At 71.6% G+C, this 18,934-nt stretch carries 15 protein-coding genes; 5 read left to right on the top strand and 10 right to left on the bottom strand.

The genetic code is table 11. The features are described 5' to 3' along the window. The first annotated feature begins 19 nt into the window (after positions 1 to 19). Positions 20 to 1,075, top strand: a complete 1,056-nt coding sequence (locus ACGF5O_RS34550) for a protein kinase family protein (protein WP_393813833.1) — start codon at positions 20 to 22, stop codon at positions 1,073 to 1,075. Here the strand turns inward: ACGF5O_RS34550 and ACGF5O_RS34545 are convergent. The 7 genes from ACGF5O_RS34545 to ACGF5O_RS34515 all read right to left on the bottom strand — a co-directional run bounded on the left by ACGF5O_RS34545 (position 1,048) and on the right by ACGF5O_RS34515 (position 8,655). Beyond that, positions 1,048 to 2,109: an ABC transporter ATP-binding protein gene (locus ACGF5O_RS34545; RefSeq protein ID WP_393813832.1), complete on the bottom strand. Its 1,062-nt coding sequence runs from the start codon at positions 2,107 to 2,109 to the stop codon at positions 1,048 to 1,050. The genes ACGF5O_RS34550 and ACGF5O_RS34545 overlap by 28 nt on opposite strands. Beyond that, positions 2,106 to 3,236 carry an ABC transporter ATP-binding protein gene (locus ACGF5O_RS34540; RefSeq protein WP_393813831.1) on the bottom strand — a complete coding sequence of 377 codons (1,131 nt, stop codon included), beginning with the start codon at positions 3,234 to 3,236 and terminating at the stop codon, positions 2,106 to 2,108. Before ACGF5O_RS34540 ends, ACGF5O_RS34545 begins: the two co-directional genes overlap by 4 nt. Continuing rightward, the gene (locus ACGF5O_RS34535; protein ID WP_393813830.1) at positions 3,233 to 4,153 is read right to left on the bottom strand and encodes an ABC transporter permease; all 921 of its coding nucleotides are present in this window, start codon (positions 4,151 to 4,153) and stop codon (positions 3,233 to 3,235) included. The genes ACGF5O_RS34540 and ACGF5O_RS34535 overlap by 4 nt, the downstream gene beginning before the upstream one ends. Continuing rightward, on the bottom strand, positions 4,146 to 5,132 hold the full coding sequence (locus ACGF5O_RS34530) for an ABC transporter permease (protein WP_393813829.1): 987 nt from the start codon (positions 5,130 to 5,132) through the stop codon (positions 4,146 to 4,148). Before ACGF5O_RS34530 ends, ACGF5O_RS34535 begins: the two co-directional genes overlap by 8 nt. Before the next feature lie 71 nt (positions 5,133 to 5,203). Continuing rightward, a complete protein-coding gene (locus tag ACGF5O_RS34525; protein ID WP_393813828.1) occupies positions 5,204 to 7,021 on the bottom strand; it encodes an ABC transporter family substrate-binding protein in 1,818 nt (605 codons plus the stop codon). Between the two features lie 257 nt (positions 7,022 to 7,278). Continuing rightward, positions 7,279 to 8,319: an NUDIX domain-containing protein gene (locus tag ACGF5O_RS34520; RefSeq protein WP_393813827.1), complete on the bottom strand. Its 1,041-nt coding sequence runs from the start codon at positions 8,317 to 8,319 to the stop codon at positions 7,279 to 7,281. Positions 8,320 to 8,463: 144 nt separating this feature from the next. Then, on the bottom strand, positions 8,464 to 8,655 hold the full coding sequence (locus ACGF5O_RS34515; protein ID WP_393813826.1) for a hypothetical protein: 192 nt from the start codon (positions 8,653 to 8,655) through the stop codon (positions 8,464 to 8,466). Positions 8,656 to 8,925: 270 nt separating this feature from the next. Between ACGF5O_RS34515 and ACGF5O_RS34510 the strand changes: the two genes are divergently transcribed. After that, entirely contained in the window at positions 8,926 to 10,941 is a 2,016-nt protein-coding gene (locus ACGF5O_RS34510) for an NPCBM/NEW2 domain-containing protein (protein ID WP_393813825.1), read from the top strand. 100 nt (positions 10,942 to 11,041) lie between these two features. Here the strand turns inward: ACGF5O_RS34510 and ACGF5O_RS34505 are convergent, their stop codons facing one another. Continuing rightward, positions 11,042 to 11,995, bottom strand: a complete 954-nt coding sequence (locus tag ACGF5O_RS34505; protein ID WP_393813824.1) for an ROK family protein — start codon at positions 11,993 to 11,995, stop codon at positions 11,042 to 11,044. A 213-nt stretch (positions 11,996 to 12,208) separates the two neighbouring features. On the opposite strand from ACGF5O_RS34505, the gene ACGF5O_RS34500 reads away from it, so the two are divergent. Further along, positions 12,209 to 13,294 (top strand): LacI family DNA-binding transcriptional regulator, encoded by a 1,086-nt coding sequence (locus ACGF5O_RS34500; RefSeq protein WP_393813823.1) that lies wholly within the window; start codon positions 12,209 to 12,211, stop codon positions 13,292 to 13,294. Positions 13,295 to 13,516: 222 nt separating this feature from the next. Then, positions 13,517 to 14,314: a hypothetical protein gene (locus tag ACGF5O_RS34495; protein WP_393813822.1), complete on the top strand. Its 798-nt coding sequence runs from the start codon at positions 13,517 to 13,519 to the stop codon at positions 14,312 to 14,314. On the opposite strand, the gene ACGF5O_RS34490 is transcribed toward ACGF5O_RS34495, so the two are convergent. Together ACGF5O_RS34490 and ACGF5O_RS34485 are read right to left on the bottom strand one after the other, a co-directional pair. Next, positions 14,260 to 16,215 (bottom strand): serine/threonine-protein kinase, encoded by a 1,956-nt coding sequence (locus ACGF5O_RS34490; RefSeq protein ID WP_393813821.1) that lies wholly within the window; start codon positions 16,213 to 16,215, stop codon positions 14,260 to 14,262. The two genes, ACGF5O_RS34495 and ACGF5O_RS34490, sit on opposite strands and share 55 nt — an antisense overlap. A 192-nt stretch (positions 16,216 to 16,407) precedes the next feature. Further along, the gene (locus tag ACGF5O_RS34485) at positions 16,408 to 17,712 is read right to left on the bottom strand and encodes a DUF6986 family protein (RefSeq protein WP_393813820.1); all 1,305 of its coding nucleotides are present in this window, start codon (positions 17,710 to 17,712) and stop codon (positions 16,408 to 16,410) included. Between the two features lie 195 nt (positions 17,713 to 17,907). On the opposite strand from ACGF5O_RS34485, the gene ACGF5O_RS34480 reads away from it, so the two are divergent. Continuing rightward, positions 17,908 to 18,852 carry an endonuclease/exonuclease/phosphatase family protein gene (locus ACGF5O_RS34480; protein WP_393813819.1) on the top strand — a complete coding sequence of 315 codons (945 nt, stop codon included), beginning with the start codon at positions 17,908 to 17,910 and terminating at the stop codon, positions 18,850 to 18,852. Positions 18,853 to 18,934: the final 82 nt, after the last annotated feature.

Genomic DNA, 18,934 nt, shown 5'->3' with positions numbered 1-18,934 from the left:
CCGCGGTGAGCATGGAAGCATGACCGACACCGCGCGCCGTATCGCCGCCCATGCCGACATCGCGACCTCCCTGGCCCTGTTGAGCGACGTCGAGCTGGCCGAACTGGTCGCGGCGGGCGAGCCGCTGGGAACGGGCGTCGGCGGCAGAGCCGTGCGGATCACGGTGGACGGCAGCGCGGTGTTCGTGAAGCGGATCCCCCTGACCGACCGGGAGCGCAGCCCGCTGCACGTCCGCTCCACCGCGAACCTCTTCGACCTGCCGCCGTACTGCCACTACGGCATGGGTGCCGTCTGCGGCCCGAGATTCACCGCCTGGCGAGAGCTGGCCGCGCACACGGCGACGACGAACTGGGCACTGACCGGCCGCTTCCCCGGCTTCCCGTTGCTCCACCACTGGCGGGTACTGCCGGACACGGCCCACCCTCTGCCGGACGAACTCGCCGACGTCGAGAAGGTGGTGGCCTATTGGGGCGGCTCGACGGGCCTGCGTGAACGGATCGAGGGTCTTCGGGACGCCTCCGCGAGCATGACCCTGTTCCTGGAGCACTTCCCGTCCACCCTGCACGACTGGCTGGACGCCGAGCTGCGCACAGAGCGGGCGGATGCGGCCTGCGGCCAGGTGGCGCGGCAACTGGAGGAAATGACGTCCTTCCTCCACGGAGAGCAGCTCCTGCATCTGGATGCCCACTTCCGCAACATCCTCACCGACGGCCGGGATCTTTACCTCACCGACTTCGGGCTCTCACTCAGCTCCCGTTTCCGCCTCACGCCCGCCGAGCGGGACTTCTTCGACCGGCATCGGCACTACGACAGCACCTACACCTCCTACCACCTGGTGATCTGGCTCGTCACCGCCCTGTACGGGTACCGGGGTGAGGAGCGGGCGGAGTTCGTGCGCGCCTGCGCCGACGGGCGGCGGCCCGAGGGGATCCCCCGGGGCGCCGCCGAGTTGGTGGTCCGGCACGCCCCGCTCGCCGTGGAGATGGAGGACTTCTTCCGGCGGCTGGGCCGGGAGAGCCGGCTGACACCGTTCCCGTACCCGGACGGTCACAGCAGCTGCACGCTCTCCGCGTAGTGGCAGGCGACCGGGTTGCCGCCGCCCCGGTCGACCAGCTCCGGCACCTGCTCGACGCAGGCAGTGCGCTCGCCGTCGGTGAGCTGGTTCGCGAACTTGGGACAGCGGGTGCGGAACCGGCAGCCGCTGGGCGGGCGGACCGGGCTCGGGACGTCGCCCTGGACGATGATGCGTTTCCGGGCGCGTTCCTTGCGCGGGTCGGGCAGCGGGATCGCCGAGACCAGGGCCTGCGTGTAGGGGTGGGCGGGGCGGGCGAAGAGCTGCCGGGCGGGGGCGATCTCCACCAGGCGGCCCAGGTACATCACCGCGACCCGCCCGGCGACATGGCGCATCACGGAGAGGTCGTGGGCCACGAAGAGGAAGGACAGCCCGAGTTCGGACTGGAGGTCCATCAGCAGGTTGAGGACGCCCGCCTGGATGGACACGTCCAGCGCGGAGACCGGCTCGTCCAGCACGATCACCTTGGGGCGCAGCGCCAGCGCCCGTGCGATGCCGATGCGTTGGCGCTGGCCGCCGGAGAACTCGTGCGCGAAGCGGTTGCCGTGCTCGGGGTTGAGGCCGACCAGGCGCAGCAGTTCGCGTACCTCGTCGGCGGCGCCGGGACCGTACCTGCCGTGGATGCGCAGGGGTTCGGCGACGATCTCGTGGACGGAGATCCGGGGGTCCAGGGAGGCGTACGGGTCCTGGAAGACGATCTGCAGCTCGCGGCGGAGCGGGCGCATCTGACGTCTGCTCAGGTCGGTGAGCGGGCGGCCCCGGTAGTGGACGGAGCCGGAGGTGGCCGTCTCCAGGTTGAGCAGGGTGCGGGAGACGGTCGTCTTGCCGGAGCCGGACTCGCCGACCAGGCCGAGCGTCTCGTTCTCGTGCAGGTCGAAGGAGACCCCGCAGACCGCGTGCACGTCGCCGACCCGGCGGCGGACCACTCCCCGGGACATCACCGGGAAGTGTTTGACGAGGTCGCGGACCTGGAGGACGGGGTCGCCTGTGCCGCCGTGACCGGGCAGCGGGGGCAGCGGAGTCAGCGGGTCGGTCATCGGGCATCGTCCTCCAGGTCCGCGAACCGGGCCAGGGCCTCGGTGTCGGCGCCGACGGCGTCGAAGACCTCGCCGGCCGCCGCGTCCACGAGTTCGGCGGCGAAGTGGCAGGCGCTGCGGTGGGCGTCGGATCCGGCCGGGCGCAGCGCTGGTTCGGTGCTGTCGCAGGGCTCCCGGCGCATCGGGCAGCGCGGGGCGAAGGGGCAGCCCGGGGGCAGGTTGAGCAGCGAGGGCGGGGAGCCGGTGATGGGCGTCAGGCGGTCCTCCTCGCGGTCGAGGCGGGGCAGGGAGCCGAGCAGGCCCAGGGTGTAGGGCATGCGCGGGGTGTAGAAGATGTCCTCGACCGAGCCGGTCTCGACGATCCGTCCGGCGTACATGACGGCGACCCGGTCCGTGTGGCCGGCGACCACGCCCAGGTCGTGGGTGATCAGGACGAGGGCGGCGCCGGTCTCGGCGCGGGCGGCCTCCAGGGCCTCCAGGATCTGCGCCTGGACGGTGACGTCGAGGGCGGTGGTGGGCTCGTCGGCGATGATCACGTCCGGGTCGTTGGCGATGGCGATGGCGATGACGACGCGCTGGCGCATGCCGCCGGAGAGTTCGTGCGGGTAGCTGTCGACGCGCCGTTCGGGGCTCGGGATGCCGACCGTGCCGAGGAGTTCCACGGCGCGTGCGCGGGCCGGGCGTCTGCCGAGCCTCGGGTTGTGCCGGAGCAGGGTCTCGGCGATCTGGTAGCCGACGGTGTAGACGGGGTTGAGGGAGGTCATCGGGTCCTGGAAGACCATGGCGATGCCGCTGCCCCGGACGTCCGAGAGCCGGGCGTCGGACATGCCGAGCAGTTCCGCGCCCTCGAACCGGACCGAGCCGCGCACCCGGGCCGAGCCGGGCAGCAGGCCCATCACGGCCAGCGCGGTGACGGACTTGCCGGAGCCGGACTCGCCGACGATGCCCAGTGCCTCGCCCCGCTCCAGCCGGTAGCCGACGCCGCGCACCGCCCGTACGGTCCCGTCCTCGGTGGGGAACTCCACGCTCAGGTCCTCGACTTCGAGAACGGCACCGGACTCCTCGCCCTTCCCCACGACCCTGTCGATGCCCTTGCCCTTGCCGGTGTCGGTGTCGGTGTCGGTCACTGTCGCACCCTTTGCTGCCGGGGGTCGAAGGCGTCGCGGAGCCCGTCGCCGATGAAGTTGATGGTGAGGGCGATGGCGATGATGAAGGCGCCGGGGATGTAGAAGAGCCAGGGCCGGGTGTCGACCGCGGTCTGTGCCTGGGCGACCAGCAACCCGAGGGAGGTGTCGGGCGGTTGGACGCCGAACCCGAGGAAGGACAGGGCGGTCTCGGTGAGGATGCCGGTGGCGACCAGGATGGTGGCGTTCACGATGATCGGGCCGAGCGCGTTGGGCAGCAGGTGCCGGAAGATGATCCGGGTGTCGGAGGCGCCGAGCGCCCGGGCGGCCTCCACGAACTCCTTCTCGCGCAGGGAGAGTACGGAGGAGCGCACCACGCGGGACACGTACGCCCAGGTGAGTCCGGCGATCACCGCGGCGATCCAGTACCAGGAACCGCCGCTGCGCGAGGAGATGACGAGCGCGATCGCGAACAGCGGGAGGGTGAGCACGAGATCGGCGATGCGCATCATCAGCGCGTCGACGAACCCCCGGTAGAAGCCGGCGACCGCGCCCCACACGGCGCCGACCAGGGTCGAGCCGAGCGCGATCAGGATGGCGATCTTCAGGGAGGTCTGGGTGCCGCGCATCACCTGGGCGTAGGCGTCGTACCCGGAGGAGTCGGTGCCGAACGGGTGCTTCCAGGACGGTGGTTGTGAGTTGTCCGGGGTGAACTTGGCGTAGGAGTAGCGCCAGAAGTGCGGGCCGACGAAGGCCCAGAGCACGATCAGCACGAAGACGGCCAGGCTGATCATCGCGGCCCGGTGGCGCAGGAAGCGGCGCAGGACGAGCTGGGTCTGGCTGCGCTGCGCGACGGTGAACTCGTGGTCGTCGTCCGGCGTCCGGGTGCCGGCCGGCCCGAGTGCCCCGATGTCAGTCATAGCGGATCCTCGGGTCGAGTACGGCGTAGAGGAGGTCGGCGAGGAGGTTGAAGACGATGACGACGACGGCGGACAGCAGCAGCCAGGCCATGGTCCGGTAGACGTCGAGGGTGGTGGCGGCCTGGACGAGCATCTCGCCCATGCCGTGCCACTGGAAGATCGTCTCGGTGATGACGGCGCCGCCGAGGATGATCGCGATGTCGAGGGCGGTGACGGTGGCGAGCGGGATCAGCGCGGTGCGCAGGGCGTGCCGGACGAGCACCCGGCCGCGGCGCAGTCCCTTGGCGCGGGCGAGCCGTACGTAGTCGCTGTCCAGGACTTCGAGCAGGGAGGCGCGGGTGTAGCGGGTCCAGGAGGCGAAGGAGACCAGGGCGAGGGTGATGGTGGGCAGGATGAGATGGCCGATGCGGTCGGTGAACTCGTTCCAGGTGGTGTCGACTTCGAGGTACGGGGACTTCTCGCCGATGGTGCCGAGGAACTGGCTGCCGGTCTCCTGGTTGAACCAGATCCCGGCCTGCTTGAGCAGGACCGCGAACCAGAACACGGGCATGGCGAGGAACAGGAAGCCGAGGAAGGTGATGGTGTAGTCGGCGGCGCTGTACTGGCGGATCGCGCTGAACACCCCGAAGACGACCGCCATCACGAGGGCGAGCAGCATGGCGGCGGCGACCAGGGTGACGGTGACCCGGAAGCGGGTGAACAGGTCGTGGCCGATGTCCAGGTTGGACTGGACGGACGGGCCCCAGTCGCCGTGCAGGACGCCGGTGATCCAGTTCCAGTAGCGTTCCGCGACCGGTTCGTTCGCGTGGATGTGCCGGGCGAAGGCGGTCACGGCCGCCTTGCTGGGCGGCGGTTGCCGGGAGGTGGCGAAGTTGGCCACCGGGTCGCCGGAGTTGACGACGACCAGGAAGACGATGAACGTCGAGACGATCAGGACGGGGATGGAGACGAGGATGCGGCGCACGGTGTAGGCGAGCATGCGGTCTTCTCTCGCGGAGGCCCGGCCCCGGGGTCTCCGGGGCCGGGAATCGGTCCGGCCGGTCGCTGGGGTTACTTCTTGAGGCCCCACTCGCCGACGTTGTACGGCGGTCCGACGTTGGTGGAGTTGTTGCGCATGTTGACGAACCGCGTCTGCACCGCGAGGAAGGTGGGCTTCTGGTACAGCGGCAGCACGTAGGCGTCGTTGACCATGATCTGGTCGGCCTGGTTGAGCAGGGCGTCGGCCTTGGTCTGGTCCGTCTCGCCGATGGCCTGGCTGATCAGGGAGTCGACCTGCTTGTTGCTGTAGCCGCCGTAGTTGCCGCCGCCTCCGGTCGACCAGGTCTGCTGGGCGTTGCTGGTCGGGAAGGGCGAGGCGACCCAGGCGAAGACGATGATGTCGTACTGGTGGCCGGCCAGGACCGTGCCGAGGTCGGCGGCGCCGATCGGCTTGATCGTGACCTTGATCCCGAGGTTGGCGAGGTCGCTCTGGAGGATCTGGCACTCGCTCTGCCGGATCTGGTTGCCGGTGGTGTAGCGGCAGTTGAAGGGCCCGACCGCCTTGCCGTCCGGGGTCTTCAGAGCGGTGCCGACTCCGGTGAACTTGGCGTCGGTCAGGTACTTCTTGGCCTTGGTGAGGTCACCCGAGCCCTGGCCGCCGGCGCTGACCACGTCCTTGTAACCGGCGGTCCCCGGGACGAAGTTGTGGTTGTAGAGCTGCTTCACGCCGGGATCGAACTGGGCGACCGTCTTGGCCATGATGTCCTTGACGCTGATGGCCGTGAACATCGCCTGCCGCAGGGCCAGGTACTTGCCGATCACCGGGTTGTGCAGGTTGAGGTCGAAGTGCTCCCAGGTGAGCCCGCTGCCGATGGTGTAGGTGACGTTGGGGATGGCCTTGACCTGGTTGACGAGGTCGACCTCGGGCTGCGGGTAGATGCCCTGGACCTCGTTGTTGCGCAGCGCGATCGGCTCCTGGGTGGCGTCCGTGATGACCTTGAAGATCAGCCGTTGCAGGGTGGCCTTCGTGCCCGTCCACTTCGGGTCGGGCTCGTAGGTGGCGTGGTCGTTGTCGACCCACTCGGTCATCTTGTAGGGGCCCGCGGTCGCGTACTTGGTGGGCGGGTTCTTCTGGAAGTACTGCCAGCCCTGGGTCATCTGAGCGGCCGTCATGTGGGCCGCGTCGCCCGCCTTGGCACCGGAGATCTTCTCGGCGACGTGCGCCGGGTAGAACGGGTAGCCCGCGCCGAACAGGGACTTCCAGTCGGAGTACGGCTTGGTCATCACCACGGTGACGGTCTTGCCGCCGTCGGAGCCGGTGACCGACTTGATCCGGTCGTAGCCGGCGGTGCTCTCCGGCAGACAGCCCTTGGTCTGGGTGGAGTCGCTGGCGGGCGGCGGCGGGCAGTCCTTGCCGTCGTTGGTGCGCCAGTAGTAGACGAAGTCGTCCGCGGTGATCGCGGTGCCGTCGTTCCAGGACGCCTTGGGATTGATCTTGTAGACGATGGTCTGCGGGCTGGTGCCCGTCTGGGTCGCCGAGGTCACCAGGTCGGTGTCGAGCTTGACGCTGAAGTCCGGCTGCGGGATGTACACCTGCGGCAGCACGGGGCTCAGCGCCTCGGCGTTCTCGAAGGTGTTGCCGTTGGTGTCCTGCACGTTCCACTGCTGGATGTTCTTCTCGAGGACGTAGGTGAAGGTGCCGCCGGCCTTGGTGGTGCCGGCGTTGCAGGTGTCGGCCTTGCCCTGGCTTGAGCAGTTCGCGAGACCGGCCGAGGTGCCCTTGCTGCCGCTGCCCCCGCCGCCTCCCCCGCTGCTGCAGGCGGCGAGCGCCAGAACGAGCCCGGCGGTCAGTGCGAGTCCCCTTGTGAGGGCCGAAGAGTGCGCGCGCATGTCCCTCCTTCAGCCGGCGGTTGTCCGGCCTGTGCACGGCGGCCAGCGGCCGCGAGGAAGTTGAGCTGCGCAACGACGTTAGAACGTCTGTGTACCTCCTTCATGTTCTTGTTCATACCGGGACGGCGACAATTCACCCTCGTTTTTCCCCAGGAACCTTCCACCTCGCGCAAAGTCCCCTATACACGCCCCGGAAAGGCCAAAGTCCCCGCCAACATCACTGATGTGGTGAGGACTTGACGAATCGTCAGGGAATGTCAACCGACCGGGACGCCGGCCTCCAGGTAGAGCGCGGCACCGCGCTCGCGGGCCCGCAGCGCCCAGCGGAGCCGTTCGTAACGCACCGGCGGGAGCAGGTCGGCGGCCTCCTGCTCGGTGACGAACCGCCAGTCGCGCAGCTCCGGCCCCGGGAGCACCAGGCGCGCGGCCTCGACGGAGTGGAGCCGGCCGCCGTCGAAGAGCAGCCGCAGGCCGCCGTAGCGGGGCGGGGCGGGCTGCTCCCAGTCGACGACGAGCAGCCCCGGCAGTTCCTCCAGCCGTATCCCGGTCTCCTCCTCGACCTCCCGCACACCGGCCCGGGCGGGGGCCTCACCGGGCTCGACGACACCGCCGGGGAACTCCCAGCCGGCCTTGTAGGTGGGGTCCACGAGGAGGACGCGGTTCTGCTCGTCGAAGAGGAGGACGCCGGCGGCGGTGGTCTCGGCGGTGGGTTCGGGGGTTTGTACTATGTCACATACCACGGCTTCGCCGCTGGTCACCGCCCCCGCGATCCGCACCGCCGCCTCGTACCCGCTGAGCGCGCTGGTGTCGACGAGATGGGCGTCGGCGCTGATCCAGGAGGCGAGGGCGGCGCGGTAGGGCTCGATCTGGTCGTAGGACCACTGCCGGACCCGCATCTCCCCGTCGGGCAGGTCGGGCGGGATCTCCCGGTCGGCTATTCGCTCGCGCAGGATCGTTTCCGCCGGGGTGAGGCACAGGTGCCGGACGGCGATCCGGCGGGCCGCGAGACCGCCGAAGATCTCGTCGCGGTACTCCTGGCGCAGCAGCGTCATCGGAACGACCAGGGTGCCGCCCAGTTCCGCGAGCATCGCGGCGGCCGTGTCGATCACCAGTCGGCGCCAGATCGGCAGATCCTGGAAGTCTCCGACCTCGGCGAGGTGCTTGGCCGGCAGCAGGTGCGTCAGCGCTCCGCCGATGAACTCGGGGTCGAAGAGCGTGCTGTTCGGGATCAGTTCGATCAGTTCACGTGCGGTGGTGGTCTTACCCGCACCGAACGCGCCGTTGACCCAGACGATCACGGACTCCCCCTCTGCTGTTGGCCCCCTGTGGCTTGCCCGCTCCACACTGCCACGGAAACCAGTTCCCGTTGAGGGCACGCAAACGGAGTGCCGGCGTCCGCCGCCCGGAACACCGGCACCGTCGTCCGCCCGGAATCCGCCGGGCTACTCCTGGCCCAGGAAGTCCGGGTCGGTCTGGAAGCTGTCGTCGCCGACGATGTGGCCGACGTGCTCCAGGGCGTCCGAGATGTGCAGGTCGCCGAGCGGGCCTTCGTCGGCCGCGTGGGACGGGGTGATGGCGGCCACGACGAATCCGGTGGCCAGGCTGGCGATGGCGAGCATGCTGCGCTTCTTCATGCCCGTTCCAACTCCGCCGGCGGCCGGGGGTCACGGGCATACCCGCGAGGGGAGCAACGCGGTACGCCGGGGCGGAGTCCCGCCCTCGCCGACCCGAACATCGGATGACCCGTTTCGTTCCGGTCTGGACCAGAGGGATTCCGAACTCGACGTCGAACCATCACTACCGCTCTCTATTCAACACACTCCGACGGGTTCTAACGTAACCGCACAGAGCGATGACGCGTACATGTCGTCATCGCACCTTTCGCGAGTCGGAGGAACGTAACGATGCGTCACCCTCACACCCGCACGACCCGCCGAAGAGTGATCGGAGCACTGGCCGCGGCCCTGTTGTGTACGGCGGGCCTCGCCGCACCCGCCGTCGCCGACGCCAGGACCACCTCCCCCGCCGAGGCCGACGGTCTCGCGCCGACCCCGCCGATGGGCTTCAACAACTGGAACTCCACGCACTGCAGGGCCGACTTCAACGAGGCGATGGTCGAGGGCATCGCCGACCTCTTCGTGGCCAAGGGCCTCAAGGACGCCGGCTACCGGTACGTCAATCTCGACGACTGCTGGGCCCTGCCCGACCGGGACGCGAACGGCAAACTGGTCCCGGACCCGGCCCGGTTCCCGAACGGGATCAAGGCCGTCGCGGACTACGTGCACGCCAAGGGCCTGAAGCTCGGCATCTACACCAGCGCCGGCACCAAGACCTGCAACGCCGCGGGCTTTCCGGGCGCTCTCGGCCACGAGTACAGCGACGCCCAGCAGTTCGCCGACTGGGGCGTCGACTACCTCAAGTACGACAACTGCAACAACCAGGGTGTCGACGCCAGGCAGCGGTACACCGCCATGCGCGACGCGCTCAGGGCGACCGGCCGGCCCATCGTCCTCAGCATCTGCGAATGGGGCGAGAACAAGCCCTGGGAGTGGGCCGCGGACGTCGGCCAGCTCTGGCGCACCACCGGGGACATCGGCGACAGCTGGGGCTCGATGGTGTCGATCCTGAAGCAGAACCTGCCGCTCGCGCCGTACGCGGGCCCCGGGCACTGGAACGACCCGGACATGCTGGAGGTCGGCAACGGCGGCATGACCGACACCGAGTACCGCTCGCACTTCTCGATGTGGTCGGTCATGGCCGCCCCGCTGCTCATCGGCACCGACCTGCGCAAGGCCACTCCGGCGACCTTCGACATCCTGGACAACAAGGAGGTCATCGCCGTCGACCAGGACCCGCTGGGCAAGCAGGGCACGGTGGTCTCCTCGGCGGACGGGCGCTGGGTCGTCGCCAAGGAGATGGCGGACGGCAGCCGCGCGATCGCCCTGTTCAACGAGTCCGGCTCGGCGCAGCGCATCGCGACGTCGGCGACCGCCGTGGGCCTCCCGAAGGCCCCCGCCTACACCCTGCGCGACCTGTGGCAGCACCGGAGCTACAACACCGCGGGCACCGTCTCCGCCGTCGTCCCGGCGCACGGCACGGTCCTGGTGCGGGTCGCCGCCGACCGGCGCTGGGCCGCCCACCCGCCGGCCGTGGAACTCGGCCTGGACGGCAGCCGGTTCACCGAGCCGGGCAGCACGTCCGCGCTGACCACGTCGGTGACCGACCTCGGCCGCAGCACGGCCACGAAGGTCTCCGTGTCCCTCACGGGCCCTGCGGGCTGGACCGTCAGGGCGGCCTCGCCGACGAAGGCGCCCGCCCTGCCGACCGGCCGCGCGCTGCGCACCGGCTGGGAGGTGACCGCTCCCGCGGGGACGCCGAGGGGGTCGTACGACCTGGAGCTCAGGGCGAGTTACCGGTCGCCGACCGGAGTGCGTGCCCGGAGTGCGACGACGGTCACGATGACCGTCGCGGACCCGCCGCCCGCCGGCGGTTCCTTCCTCAGTGACCTGCCGTGGCTGTCGGCCGACAACGGCTGGGGGCCGGTGGAGCGCGACACCAGCAACGGCGAGACCGCCGCGGGCGACGGACATCCGATCACCATCGGCGGGGTCGTCTACTCCAAGGGGCTCGGCACCCACGCGCAGAGCGAGGTCGACTACTACGCCGGGAAGGCGTGCGAGCAGGTCACCGCGGACGTCGGGGTGGACGACGAGGAGACCGCCAACGGCAGTGTCTCGTTCGAGGTCTGGGCGGACGGCACGAAGGTCGCCTCGACCGGCGTGCTGACCACCGACATGCCGGCCCAGCCGCTCACCGCCGACGTGACCGGCGCCGAGGTGGTCAGGCTCGTCGTCACCGACGGCGGTGACGGCATCACCTCCGACCACGGGGACTGGGCGGACGCGCGGATCTCCTGCTGAGGTCACGGGCGTGCGCCCCGGCCCGGTCGGCCGGACCTGAACCCCGGCCGACCGGGCCTGAACGTTCCTGCGCGGTCCGGCGACAGCCGCCGGACCGCCGTCAGACCCCCGCCGCCTCCGCGTCCGGCCTGGCGGCCAGCGCCGCCGCCGCGGCGCCCACCAGCCCCGCGTCCGTGCCCATCTGGGCCGGTACGACCGTCAGGCGCTGGACGAAGGAGAGGGTCGCGTAGTCGGTGAGCGCCTTGCGCAGGGGCGTGAAGAGGATGTCCCCCGCCTTGCCGACGCCCCCGCCGATCACCGCGATGTCGATCTCGACCAGGGTCGCGGTGGCCGCGATCCCGGCCGCGAGTGCCTGCGCGGCCCGCTCGAAGGAGGCCACGGCGACCGGGTCGCCGGCCCGGGCCGCGGCGGCCACCGCCGCCGCCGAGGTGTCGCCGTCGGGGCCCGGCTGCCAGCCGCCCTCCAGGGCGCGGCGGGCGATGTTGGGGCCGCTCGCGATGCGCTCGACACAGCCGCGCGACCCGCAGGGGCAGGGATCCCCGTCGAGGTCGACGCTGATGTGGCCGATGTGGCCGGCGTTGCCGGTCGGGCCGGGGTGCAGCCTGCCGCCGAGCACCAGGCCGCCGCCGACGCCCGTCGACACCACCATGCACAGAGCGTTGTCGTGGCCGCGGGCCGCGCCCTGCCAGTGTTCGGCGGCCGTGATCGCGACGCCGTCGCCGATCAGCTCGACCGGCAGCCCGCCGGTGGCCGCCCGCACCCGTTCGACGAGCGGATACTCCCGCCAGCCGGGCACGTTGACCGGGCTCACGGTGCCGGCGGAGGCGTCCACCGGGCCGGCGCTGCCGATCCCGAGCGAGCGGGCGCGCCCCCACAGCGGTGAACCGGCGAGTTCGCCGACCACCTCCTCGACGGCCCCCATGACCGTCTCGCCGTCCTGCTGGGCGGGTGTCGCGCGCTGGGCGCGCGCCTGGATCCGTCCGTGACCGTCCACCAGCGCGCCGGCGATCTTGGTGCCGCCGATGTCGAGGGCCGCCACGAGGTCGGTGTGCATCAGAGTCAGTTCTCCCCGTCAACCATGAGTAGCCGAGTGACACAACAGGCCGGTCAAGCGGTGGGGACGCAGGCCGGAGATTGCGGTGGACAGTCTCCCTTGCATCTGACAACGTTGTCCAGGCTCTATGCTCGACGCCACATCCTCATACAAACCCACGAGCCTGTGTATCCCTGATACAAACCCATGAGCCCAGACGTAATTCGTGAGCCCATGCCTCCCGTGGACGACAGGACAGGACGCCGCATCGTGCCCGACACCTCCCGCCGCGCAGACCGTCTCCCCGGCTCCCGTTACGGGACCCGGCCGACGATGAAGGACGTGGCGGCGCGGGCCGGGGTGGGCCTCAAGACGGTGTCCCGGGTGGTCAACGGCGAGCCCGGGGTGACCCCGGACACCGAGCGCCGGGTCCAGGAGGCGATCGACGCGCTGGGCTTCCGCCGCAACGACAGCGCGCGGGTGCTGCGCAAGGGCCGTACCGCGAGCATCGGCCTGGTCCTCGAGGACCTCGCGGACCCGTTCTACGGGCCGTTGAGCCGCGCGGTGGAGGAAGTGGCCCGGGCGCACGGGGCGTTGCTCATCAACGGGTCCAGCGCCGAGGACCCGGAGCGGGAGCAGGAGCTGGCGCTGGCGCTGTGCGCGCGGCGGGTGGACGGCCTGGTGGTGATCCCGGCCGGGGACGACCACCGGTACCTGGAGCCGGAGATCAGGGCCGGCGTGGCGACGGTGTTCGTGGACCGCCCGGCCGGGAGGATCGACGCGGACGTCGTGCTGTCCGACAGCTACGGCGGCGCCCGGGACGGGGTCACCCACCTGATCGCGCACGGCCACCGCAGGATCGGGTTCATCGGCGACATGCCCCACATCCACACGGCGGCCGAGCGGCTGCGCGGCTACCAGGCGGCGATGGAGGACGCCGGGATAGCCGTCGAGCCCGCGTGGACCTCCCTCGGTGTGACGGACCCGGAGCGGGTGCGCCGGGCCGCCGAGGAGATGCTGGCCGCGACGGACCCGATCACCGCGATCTTCGCGGGCAACAACCGTGTCACCGTCACCGTGATCCGCGTCCTCGCCGAACAGAGCCGCCCGGTCGCGCTCGTCGGCTTCGACGACATCGAACTCGCCGACCTGCTCCACCCCGGCCTCACGGTCGTCGCCCAGGACGCGGCGCTGCTCGGCCGCACGGCCGCCGAACGGCTCTTCCGCCAGCTGGACGGCACCCTCATGCCACCGGAGCGCATCGAACTGCCGACCAGGCTGATCACCCGCGGCTCGGGCGAACTGCCCCCGGCGGACTGAGCCGCGCATGACGGACCGGACACCCGCGGCCCCGAGCCGCCCGTCGCCGGCCCGGCCCCGCACGGAACCGGACCGCACGGCCACCGGACGCACGCGCAGCGAACCGAGCACCACGACCACCGGACGCCCACGCACGGAACCGAACCCCGCGGCCACCGGCCGGGCCCCTGCCGAACCGAGTCGCCCGGCGGGCGGGCGCGTGCTCGCGGGGCGGGGGTGTCCGTGACCGGCCGTACGCTCGCCGAGTTGGGGCTCGACACGGCGCCGCGGGATCATCCGCTGAGTTACCCGGGCGCCTGGCCGGCCGGCTCCGGGCTTCTCGACGGTGATCGGCTGTTGCCGCTCGACCGGTTGGTGCACGACGACGGGCGGGTGCCGGTGCTCGCGGTCGGCTCCAACGCCTCGCCCGCCCAACTGCGGAACAAGATGGCGGAGTCCGGCGTCACCGGGCCGATCCCGATGGTGCGTGCCCGGGTGGCCGGCCTCGACGTGGGGGTCTCCGCGCACGTCAGCCGCCTCGGCTATGTCTCGGCGTCCCCGGTCGCCTCCCCCTCGGCGGTACGGGAGTTGTTCGTCCTGTGGCTGGACGGGCGGCAGCTGGAGGTGATCGACGCGAGCGAGGGCGTACCGCTGCCGCACGGCAACTTCCGACGGGCCTGGCTGCCCGCCCCGGCCGTACGCGCCACGCTCGCGGACGGCACGGCGCTCCCCGGCGTCCACGCGTACGTCAACCGGCACGGTGTGCTGCACGACGGCTCCGGCGCGCCCCGCCGCCATCCCGGCGAGCACACCCTCCTCACCGAACTCCTCGCGGAGTCGGTCGAGTTGAGAGAGCTGTTCGGTGTCACGCCCGAGGAGTTCTGCGCGCGGGCGCGGGCCGACGCGGCGCTGTGCGGGCGGGGCACCCGGCTGTTCGCGGAGCGGAGGTGGGCGGTCGCGTCGGGGCTGGAGCGGTACGTCCGTACTCAGCAGACCGGAAGCCCGGGGAGCGGCTCGTCGTTCGTGCCGCCCTTGATGTAGACGTCGCTGATGTACACGCCGGTGTTGCCCTTGTCGTCGTCGGTCAGCGCCCACCAGACGTTGGTCCGCTGGCCGTGGGTCTCCCGGCGGCCCAGGTCGGCCTGGCAGTAGAACGAGTGGGCGCCCTGGCGGACCCGGCCGGCCTTGGCGCCGTCGGCGGTGTAGGACTTGGCTCCGCCGCTGCGCACCCTGCAGGTGTACGTGCCGTCTCCCGCGGACTGGCAGACCGCGGTGGCGGGCGCTGAAGCCGTCGCGGTGGCGGGCGCGGTGGCCGTGGCGGTGCCGGAACCGCCGGTGGGGCCGGGGTCTGCGGTCTGGCCCCGGGAGGGCGTCGCGGAAGCGCCGTCGGCCTGGCCTCCCGCGGGCTCGCCGGCGGTGGCGTGTGTGGCGCCGGCGGCCGGTACGGTGCCCGTCTCCGCGCCCTGTCCCACGGGATCCGCGTCGGCCGGGTGTCCGGCGCCGGTGCCGGTGCCCGTGCCGCGGACGCTCTGCGAGGCACCGGCCACGGTCGGGGCGGGCGGTCCGGCGTCGGTCTTCGCCGTCTGCCCCTTCTCGTTCCGTAACGCGACGGTCAGCCCGGTCGCCGTGAGGACGACGGCGACGGCCACCACCACGAGCATCCGGACCCGGCGGCGGGTGCGGATCGGACGGATGGGGCCCGTCGGGCCGTCGGGGGCGCCGGGTCGGGGCGCGGGGTCTAATCTTCGGGCGGACGCGAGTTCGAGTCCGGCTCCCGGCCCGGGAGTTCCGGCTCCCTCGGCGAGCCCGGCGGCGGGCACCGGGGCGAGTCGTCCGGCGGACTCCGCCGCGGGCTCCTCGGGGGATCCGACGGCGGCCCCTTGGGCGGGCCCGTGCACAGGTCCCTCCACAGCCCCTCCGGCCCGCCCGTCCGCTCCTCCCCGACCGGCACCGGCCTCGCCCGCCGACCCGCCGTCGGCCCCGCCGTCGGCCCCGCCGTCAGCCTCACCACCGACCTCACCGTCGGCCCCGTCGCCGGCCCTCTCCTCGGTCTCCTGGACGGGGCCGCCCACCGGAAGCAACACCGGCGCCCCCGCCCCGGTCTCCCGCCCCGCAGTCTCCTCCCCGCGCATCCGCCGCCACTCCCGCAGGACCGTCGTCGGCGTGTCCGGGACCGGCTCCAGCGCCACCGCCCGCAGCAGCCCGCAGGCCTCCTCGGCGTCCGGGCGGGCGTCGGGAAGCTTGTCCATCAGGCGCCGGAGGACGGGGGCGAGCGGACCGGCCCTGCGGGGCTCCGGGAGGGGCTCGTCGACGATCGCGGTGAGCGTCGAGAAGGTGGACGTACGGCCGAAGGGCGAGGCGCCCTCCACGGCCGCGTACAGGGCGGCGCCGAGGGCCCAGATGTCGGAGGCCGGGCCGGGGGCCGCGCCCTTGGCCCGCTCGGGCGCCAGATAGTCCAGGGAGCCGACGAGTTCACCGCTGCCGGTCAGCTGGGTGGCGGAGCCGTCGCCGGGATCCGCCATGGTGGCGATCCCGAAGTCGGTGAGGACGACCCGGCCCGAGCGGTCGAGGAGGATGTTGGCGGGCTTGACGTCGCGGTGCAGGACGCCGACCCGGTGGGCCGCGGCCAGGGCGTCCATCACCTCGGCGCCGACCCGGGCGGCCTCCTGCGGGCCCAGCGTGCCGCGCTCGCGCAGCAGGTCGTCCAGGGAGGGCCCGTCGACCAGTTCCATGACGATCAGCGGGCGGCCGTCGACCTCGGCGATGTCGTGCACGACGATCACCCCGCGATGGCGTACCCGGGCGGCGGCCCGCGCCTCGCGCTGCATCCGCAGCCGCAGGTCGGCCAGTTCGGGCCCGGCGCTGTCGGTGTAGGCGCGCAGTTCCTTGACGGCGACCTCGCGGCCGAGGACCTCGTCGACGGCCCGCCACACCACGCCCATACCACCGCGCCCGAGTCGGTCGACGACCCGGTACCTCCCTGCCAGCAGGCGACCGGTCCCGTCAGCCTGTCCGTACGAACCCGACACCACAGCCCCGATCCTGAACACGTCCCCGAATGGCGCACCAGAGTACGGGGCAGTGACAGGGTCGGTTCAAGTCGACTGGAAAAGCTGTGACTTGACCGGTACGCGCTACTTCCCGGAGGCCGTCAGACCACCGCGCCCGGGCATCGCGAAGCCCTCCAGATCCGCCCGGGTCAGGCCGGTCAGCCGGGCCACCTCGCCGTTGTCGAGGGCACCGCAGTCGAGGCCGCGCAGCAGGTAGCCGCCGAGGGCCTTGGCGGTGGCGGGCTCGTCCATGACGTCACCGCCGGCCCGGTTGGCGTACCGGGCGAGCCGGGCGGCGGCCTGCTCCAGGCCCTCGCGGTAGAAGGCGAACACGGCCGCGTACCGGGTCGGCAGGTGGCCGGGGTGCATGTCCCAGCCCTGGTAGTAGGCGCGGGCCAGGGCGCGCCGGGTGAGACCGTAGTGCAGCCGCCAGGCGTCGTGCACCCGGGCCGTCGGGCCGACCGGCAGGACGTTGGTGGAGCCGTCCGACACGCGTACGCCCGTACCGGCGGCGGCGACCTGCATGACCGCCTTGGCGTGGTCGGCGGCCGGGTGGTCGCTCGCCTGGTAGGCGGCGGAGACCCCGAGGCAGGCGCTGTAGTCGAAGGTGCCGTAGTGCAGTCCGGTGGCCCGGCCCTCGGCGGCCTGGATCATCCGGGCGACGGTGGCGGTGCCGTCGGTGGCGAGGATGGACTGGCTGGTCTCGATCTGGATCTCGAACCCGATCCGGCCGGGCTCCAGTCCGTGGGTCTTCTCGAAGGCCTCCAGGAGCCGGACCATCGCGGTGACCTGTTCGGGGTAGGTCACCTTGGGCAGCGTCAGCACGAGCCCGTCGGGCAGGGGGCCGGCCTCGACCAGCCCGGTGAGGAAGATGTCGAGGGTGCGGATGCCCCGGTCGCGTACCGCGGCCTCCATGCACTTCATCCGGATGCCCATGTACGGCGCCGCGGTGCCCTCGGCATACGCCTCGGCGATCAGCCGGGCGGCGCGGGCGGCCGCCTCGTCCTCCTCGGCGTCGGGGCGAGGGCCGTAGCCGTCCTCGAAGTCGACGCGGAGGTCTTCCACCGGCTCCCGCTCCAGTTTGGCGCGGACCCGGGCGTGGACGGGCTCGGCGAGGTCGTCGGGCAGGCCGAGGACGGCGGCGAAGGCGGCGGCGTCGGGGGCGTGTTCGTCGAGGGCGGCGAGGGCCCGGTCGCCCCAGGAGCGGATGGTGCCGGCCGTGAAGGCGTCGCCGGGGACGTACACGGTGTGGACGGGCTGACGGGTTCCCGGATCACCTGGATAGCGGCGCTCCAGTTCGGCGTCGACGGGTGCGAGAGAGGCGCTGATCTCCTCGCTGACGGCGCCCGCGAGGCTCGTCGCCACCTTCTCCTGCCGTCCCTGACCCATCCCGCACCCTCCTGTTTTCCACTGTACGGAATCAACAATCCGTTGAATGAAGGTATCCGGGCGTCTTCGGGGCGGTCAACACCCTGTCCGCGGAGCGACACGCCCCCATCTGGGCATGTTCACGCTCGTCACACACCTGGGTATCACACTGCTCAACGCCCGCCCGTCCGGCTTGTGCCCCCTGAAGGAGCCGTCGTGCCGAACCAGCGCCGAGTCACCCGCCGGCTGGGACTGCAGGCCCTGTTGGCCGCAGCGGTCACCGTGCCCCTCTCCAGTGCCGCGATCACCACGTCCTCCGCCTCCTCCGCCGTGTCGCGGGCCCGCCGGGCAGCCACCCTCGCGGCACCGGCCCGGCCGGCGCCCCGCCTCGACGTCATGACCTTCAACCTGCGGTACGCCAGCACCGCCGAGCCCAACAGCTGGGCCGACCGCCGGCCGGTGATGGCCGAACTGCTGCGCCGCGCACAGCCCCAGATCATGGGCACCCAGGAGGGTCTCTACCAGCAGCTGCGCGACATCGACAGCGACCTCGGACCGCACTACGACTGGGTCGGCACCGGCCGCGAGGGCGGCAGCCGGGACGAGTCGACCGCCGTCTACTACGACCTCCGGCGCCTGGAACCCCTGGAGCACTACACCTTCTGGCTCTCCGACACCCCGGAGGTCATCCGCTCCAACACCTGGGGCGCCGCCTTCCCCCGCATCGTCACCTGGGTCCGCTTCCGCGACCTCGCCGACGACGGACGGGAGTTCTACGTCGCCAACACCCACTTCGACCAGAAGAGCCAGTACGCCCGGGAGCGCAGCGCCACGCTCCTGGTGCGGCGGATCGCGGAGTTCGACCGGAAGCTGCCGGTCGTGGTGACCGGCGACTTCAACGCCTACGCCCACAAGAACCCGGCCTACGACACCCTGGTGGGCTCGGGGCTCGTCGACACCTGGGACGCGGCGGAGCACCGCGGCCCCCAGTACGCGACCTTCCACGGCTACCACCGTCTCAAGCAGGACGGCGACCGTATCGACTGGATCCTGACCTCGCCGGGTGTGACCACGCATCAGGCGACGATGGACACCTTCTCGATGCACGGCCAGTTCCCGAGCGACCACCTGCCCGTACAGGTCTCACTGAGCCTGCGCTGACCCGAGCCCGCACGCAGACGGCGAGGCCCCCGTGACCGGTACCGGTCACGGGGGCCTCGGACAGCCCGGCGGCGGTGATCAG

This window comes from Streptomyces sp. NPDC048291 (assembly GCF_043201715.1).
Lineage (GTDB): Bacteria > Actinomycetota > Actinomycetes > Streptomycetales > Streptomycetaceae > Streptomyces.
Note: the sequence above shows the minus strand (reverse complement) of the source record. Positions and strands in the feature narration are given on the sequence as shown.

Bases quoted from the DNA above. Each gene is read 5' to 3' on its own strand.
- ACGF5O_RS34485 (WP_393813820.1), bottom strand. From the start codon at position 17,712: ATGGGTCAGGGACGGCAGGAGAAGGTGGCGACGAGCCTCGCGGGCGCC.
- ACGF5O_RS34530 (WP_393813829.1), bottom strand. From the start codon at position 5,132: ATGCTCGCCTACACCGTGCGCCGCATCCTCGTCTCCATCCCCGTCCTG.
- ACGF5O_RS34550 (WP_393813833.1), top strand. From the start codon at position 20: ATGACCGACACCGCGCGCCGTATCGCCGCCCATGCCGACATCGCGACC.
- ACGF5O_RS34510 (WP_393813825.1), top strand. From the start codon at position 8,926: ATGCGTCACCCTCACACCCGCACGACCCGCCGAAGAGTGATCGGAGCA.
- ACGF5O_RS34505 (WP_393813824.1), bottom strand. From the start codon at position 11,995: ATGCACACCGACCTCGTGGCGGCCCTCGACATCGGCGGCACCAAGATC.
- ACGF5O_RS34525 (WP_393813828.1), bottom strand. From the start codon at position 7,021: ATGCGCGCGCACTCTTCGGCCCTCACAAGGGGACTCGCACTGACCGCC.
- ACGF5O_RS34515 (WP_393813826.1), bottom strand. From the start codon at position 8,655: ATGAAGAAGCGCAGCATGCTCGCCATCGCCAGCCTGGCCACCGGATTC.
- ACGF5O_RS34535 (WP_393813830.1), bottom strand. From the start codon at position 4,153: ATGACTGACATCGGGGCACTCGGGCCGGCCGGCACCCGGACGCCGGAC.
- ACGF5O_RS34500 (WP_393813823.1), top strand. From the start codon at position 12,209: ATGCCTCCCGTGGACGACAGGACAGGACGCCGCATCGTGCCCGACACC.
- ACGF5O_RS34490 (WP_393813821.1), bottom strand. From the start codon at position 16,215: ATGGGCGTGGTGTGGCGGGCCGTCGACGAGGTCCTCGGCCGCGAGGTC.
- ACGF5O_RS34545 (WP_393813832.1), bottom strand. From the start codon at position 2,109: ATGACCGACCCGCTGACTCCGCTGCCCCCGCTGCCCGGTCACGGCGGC.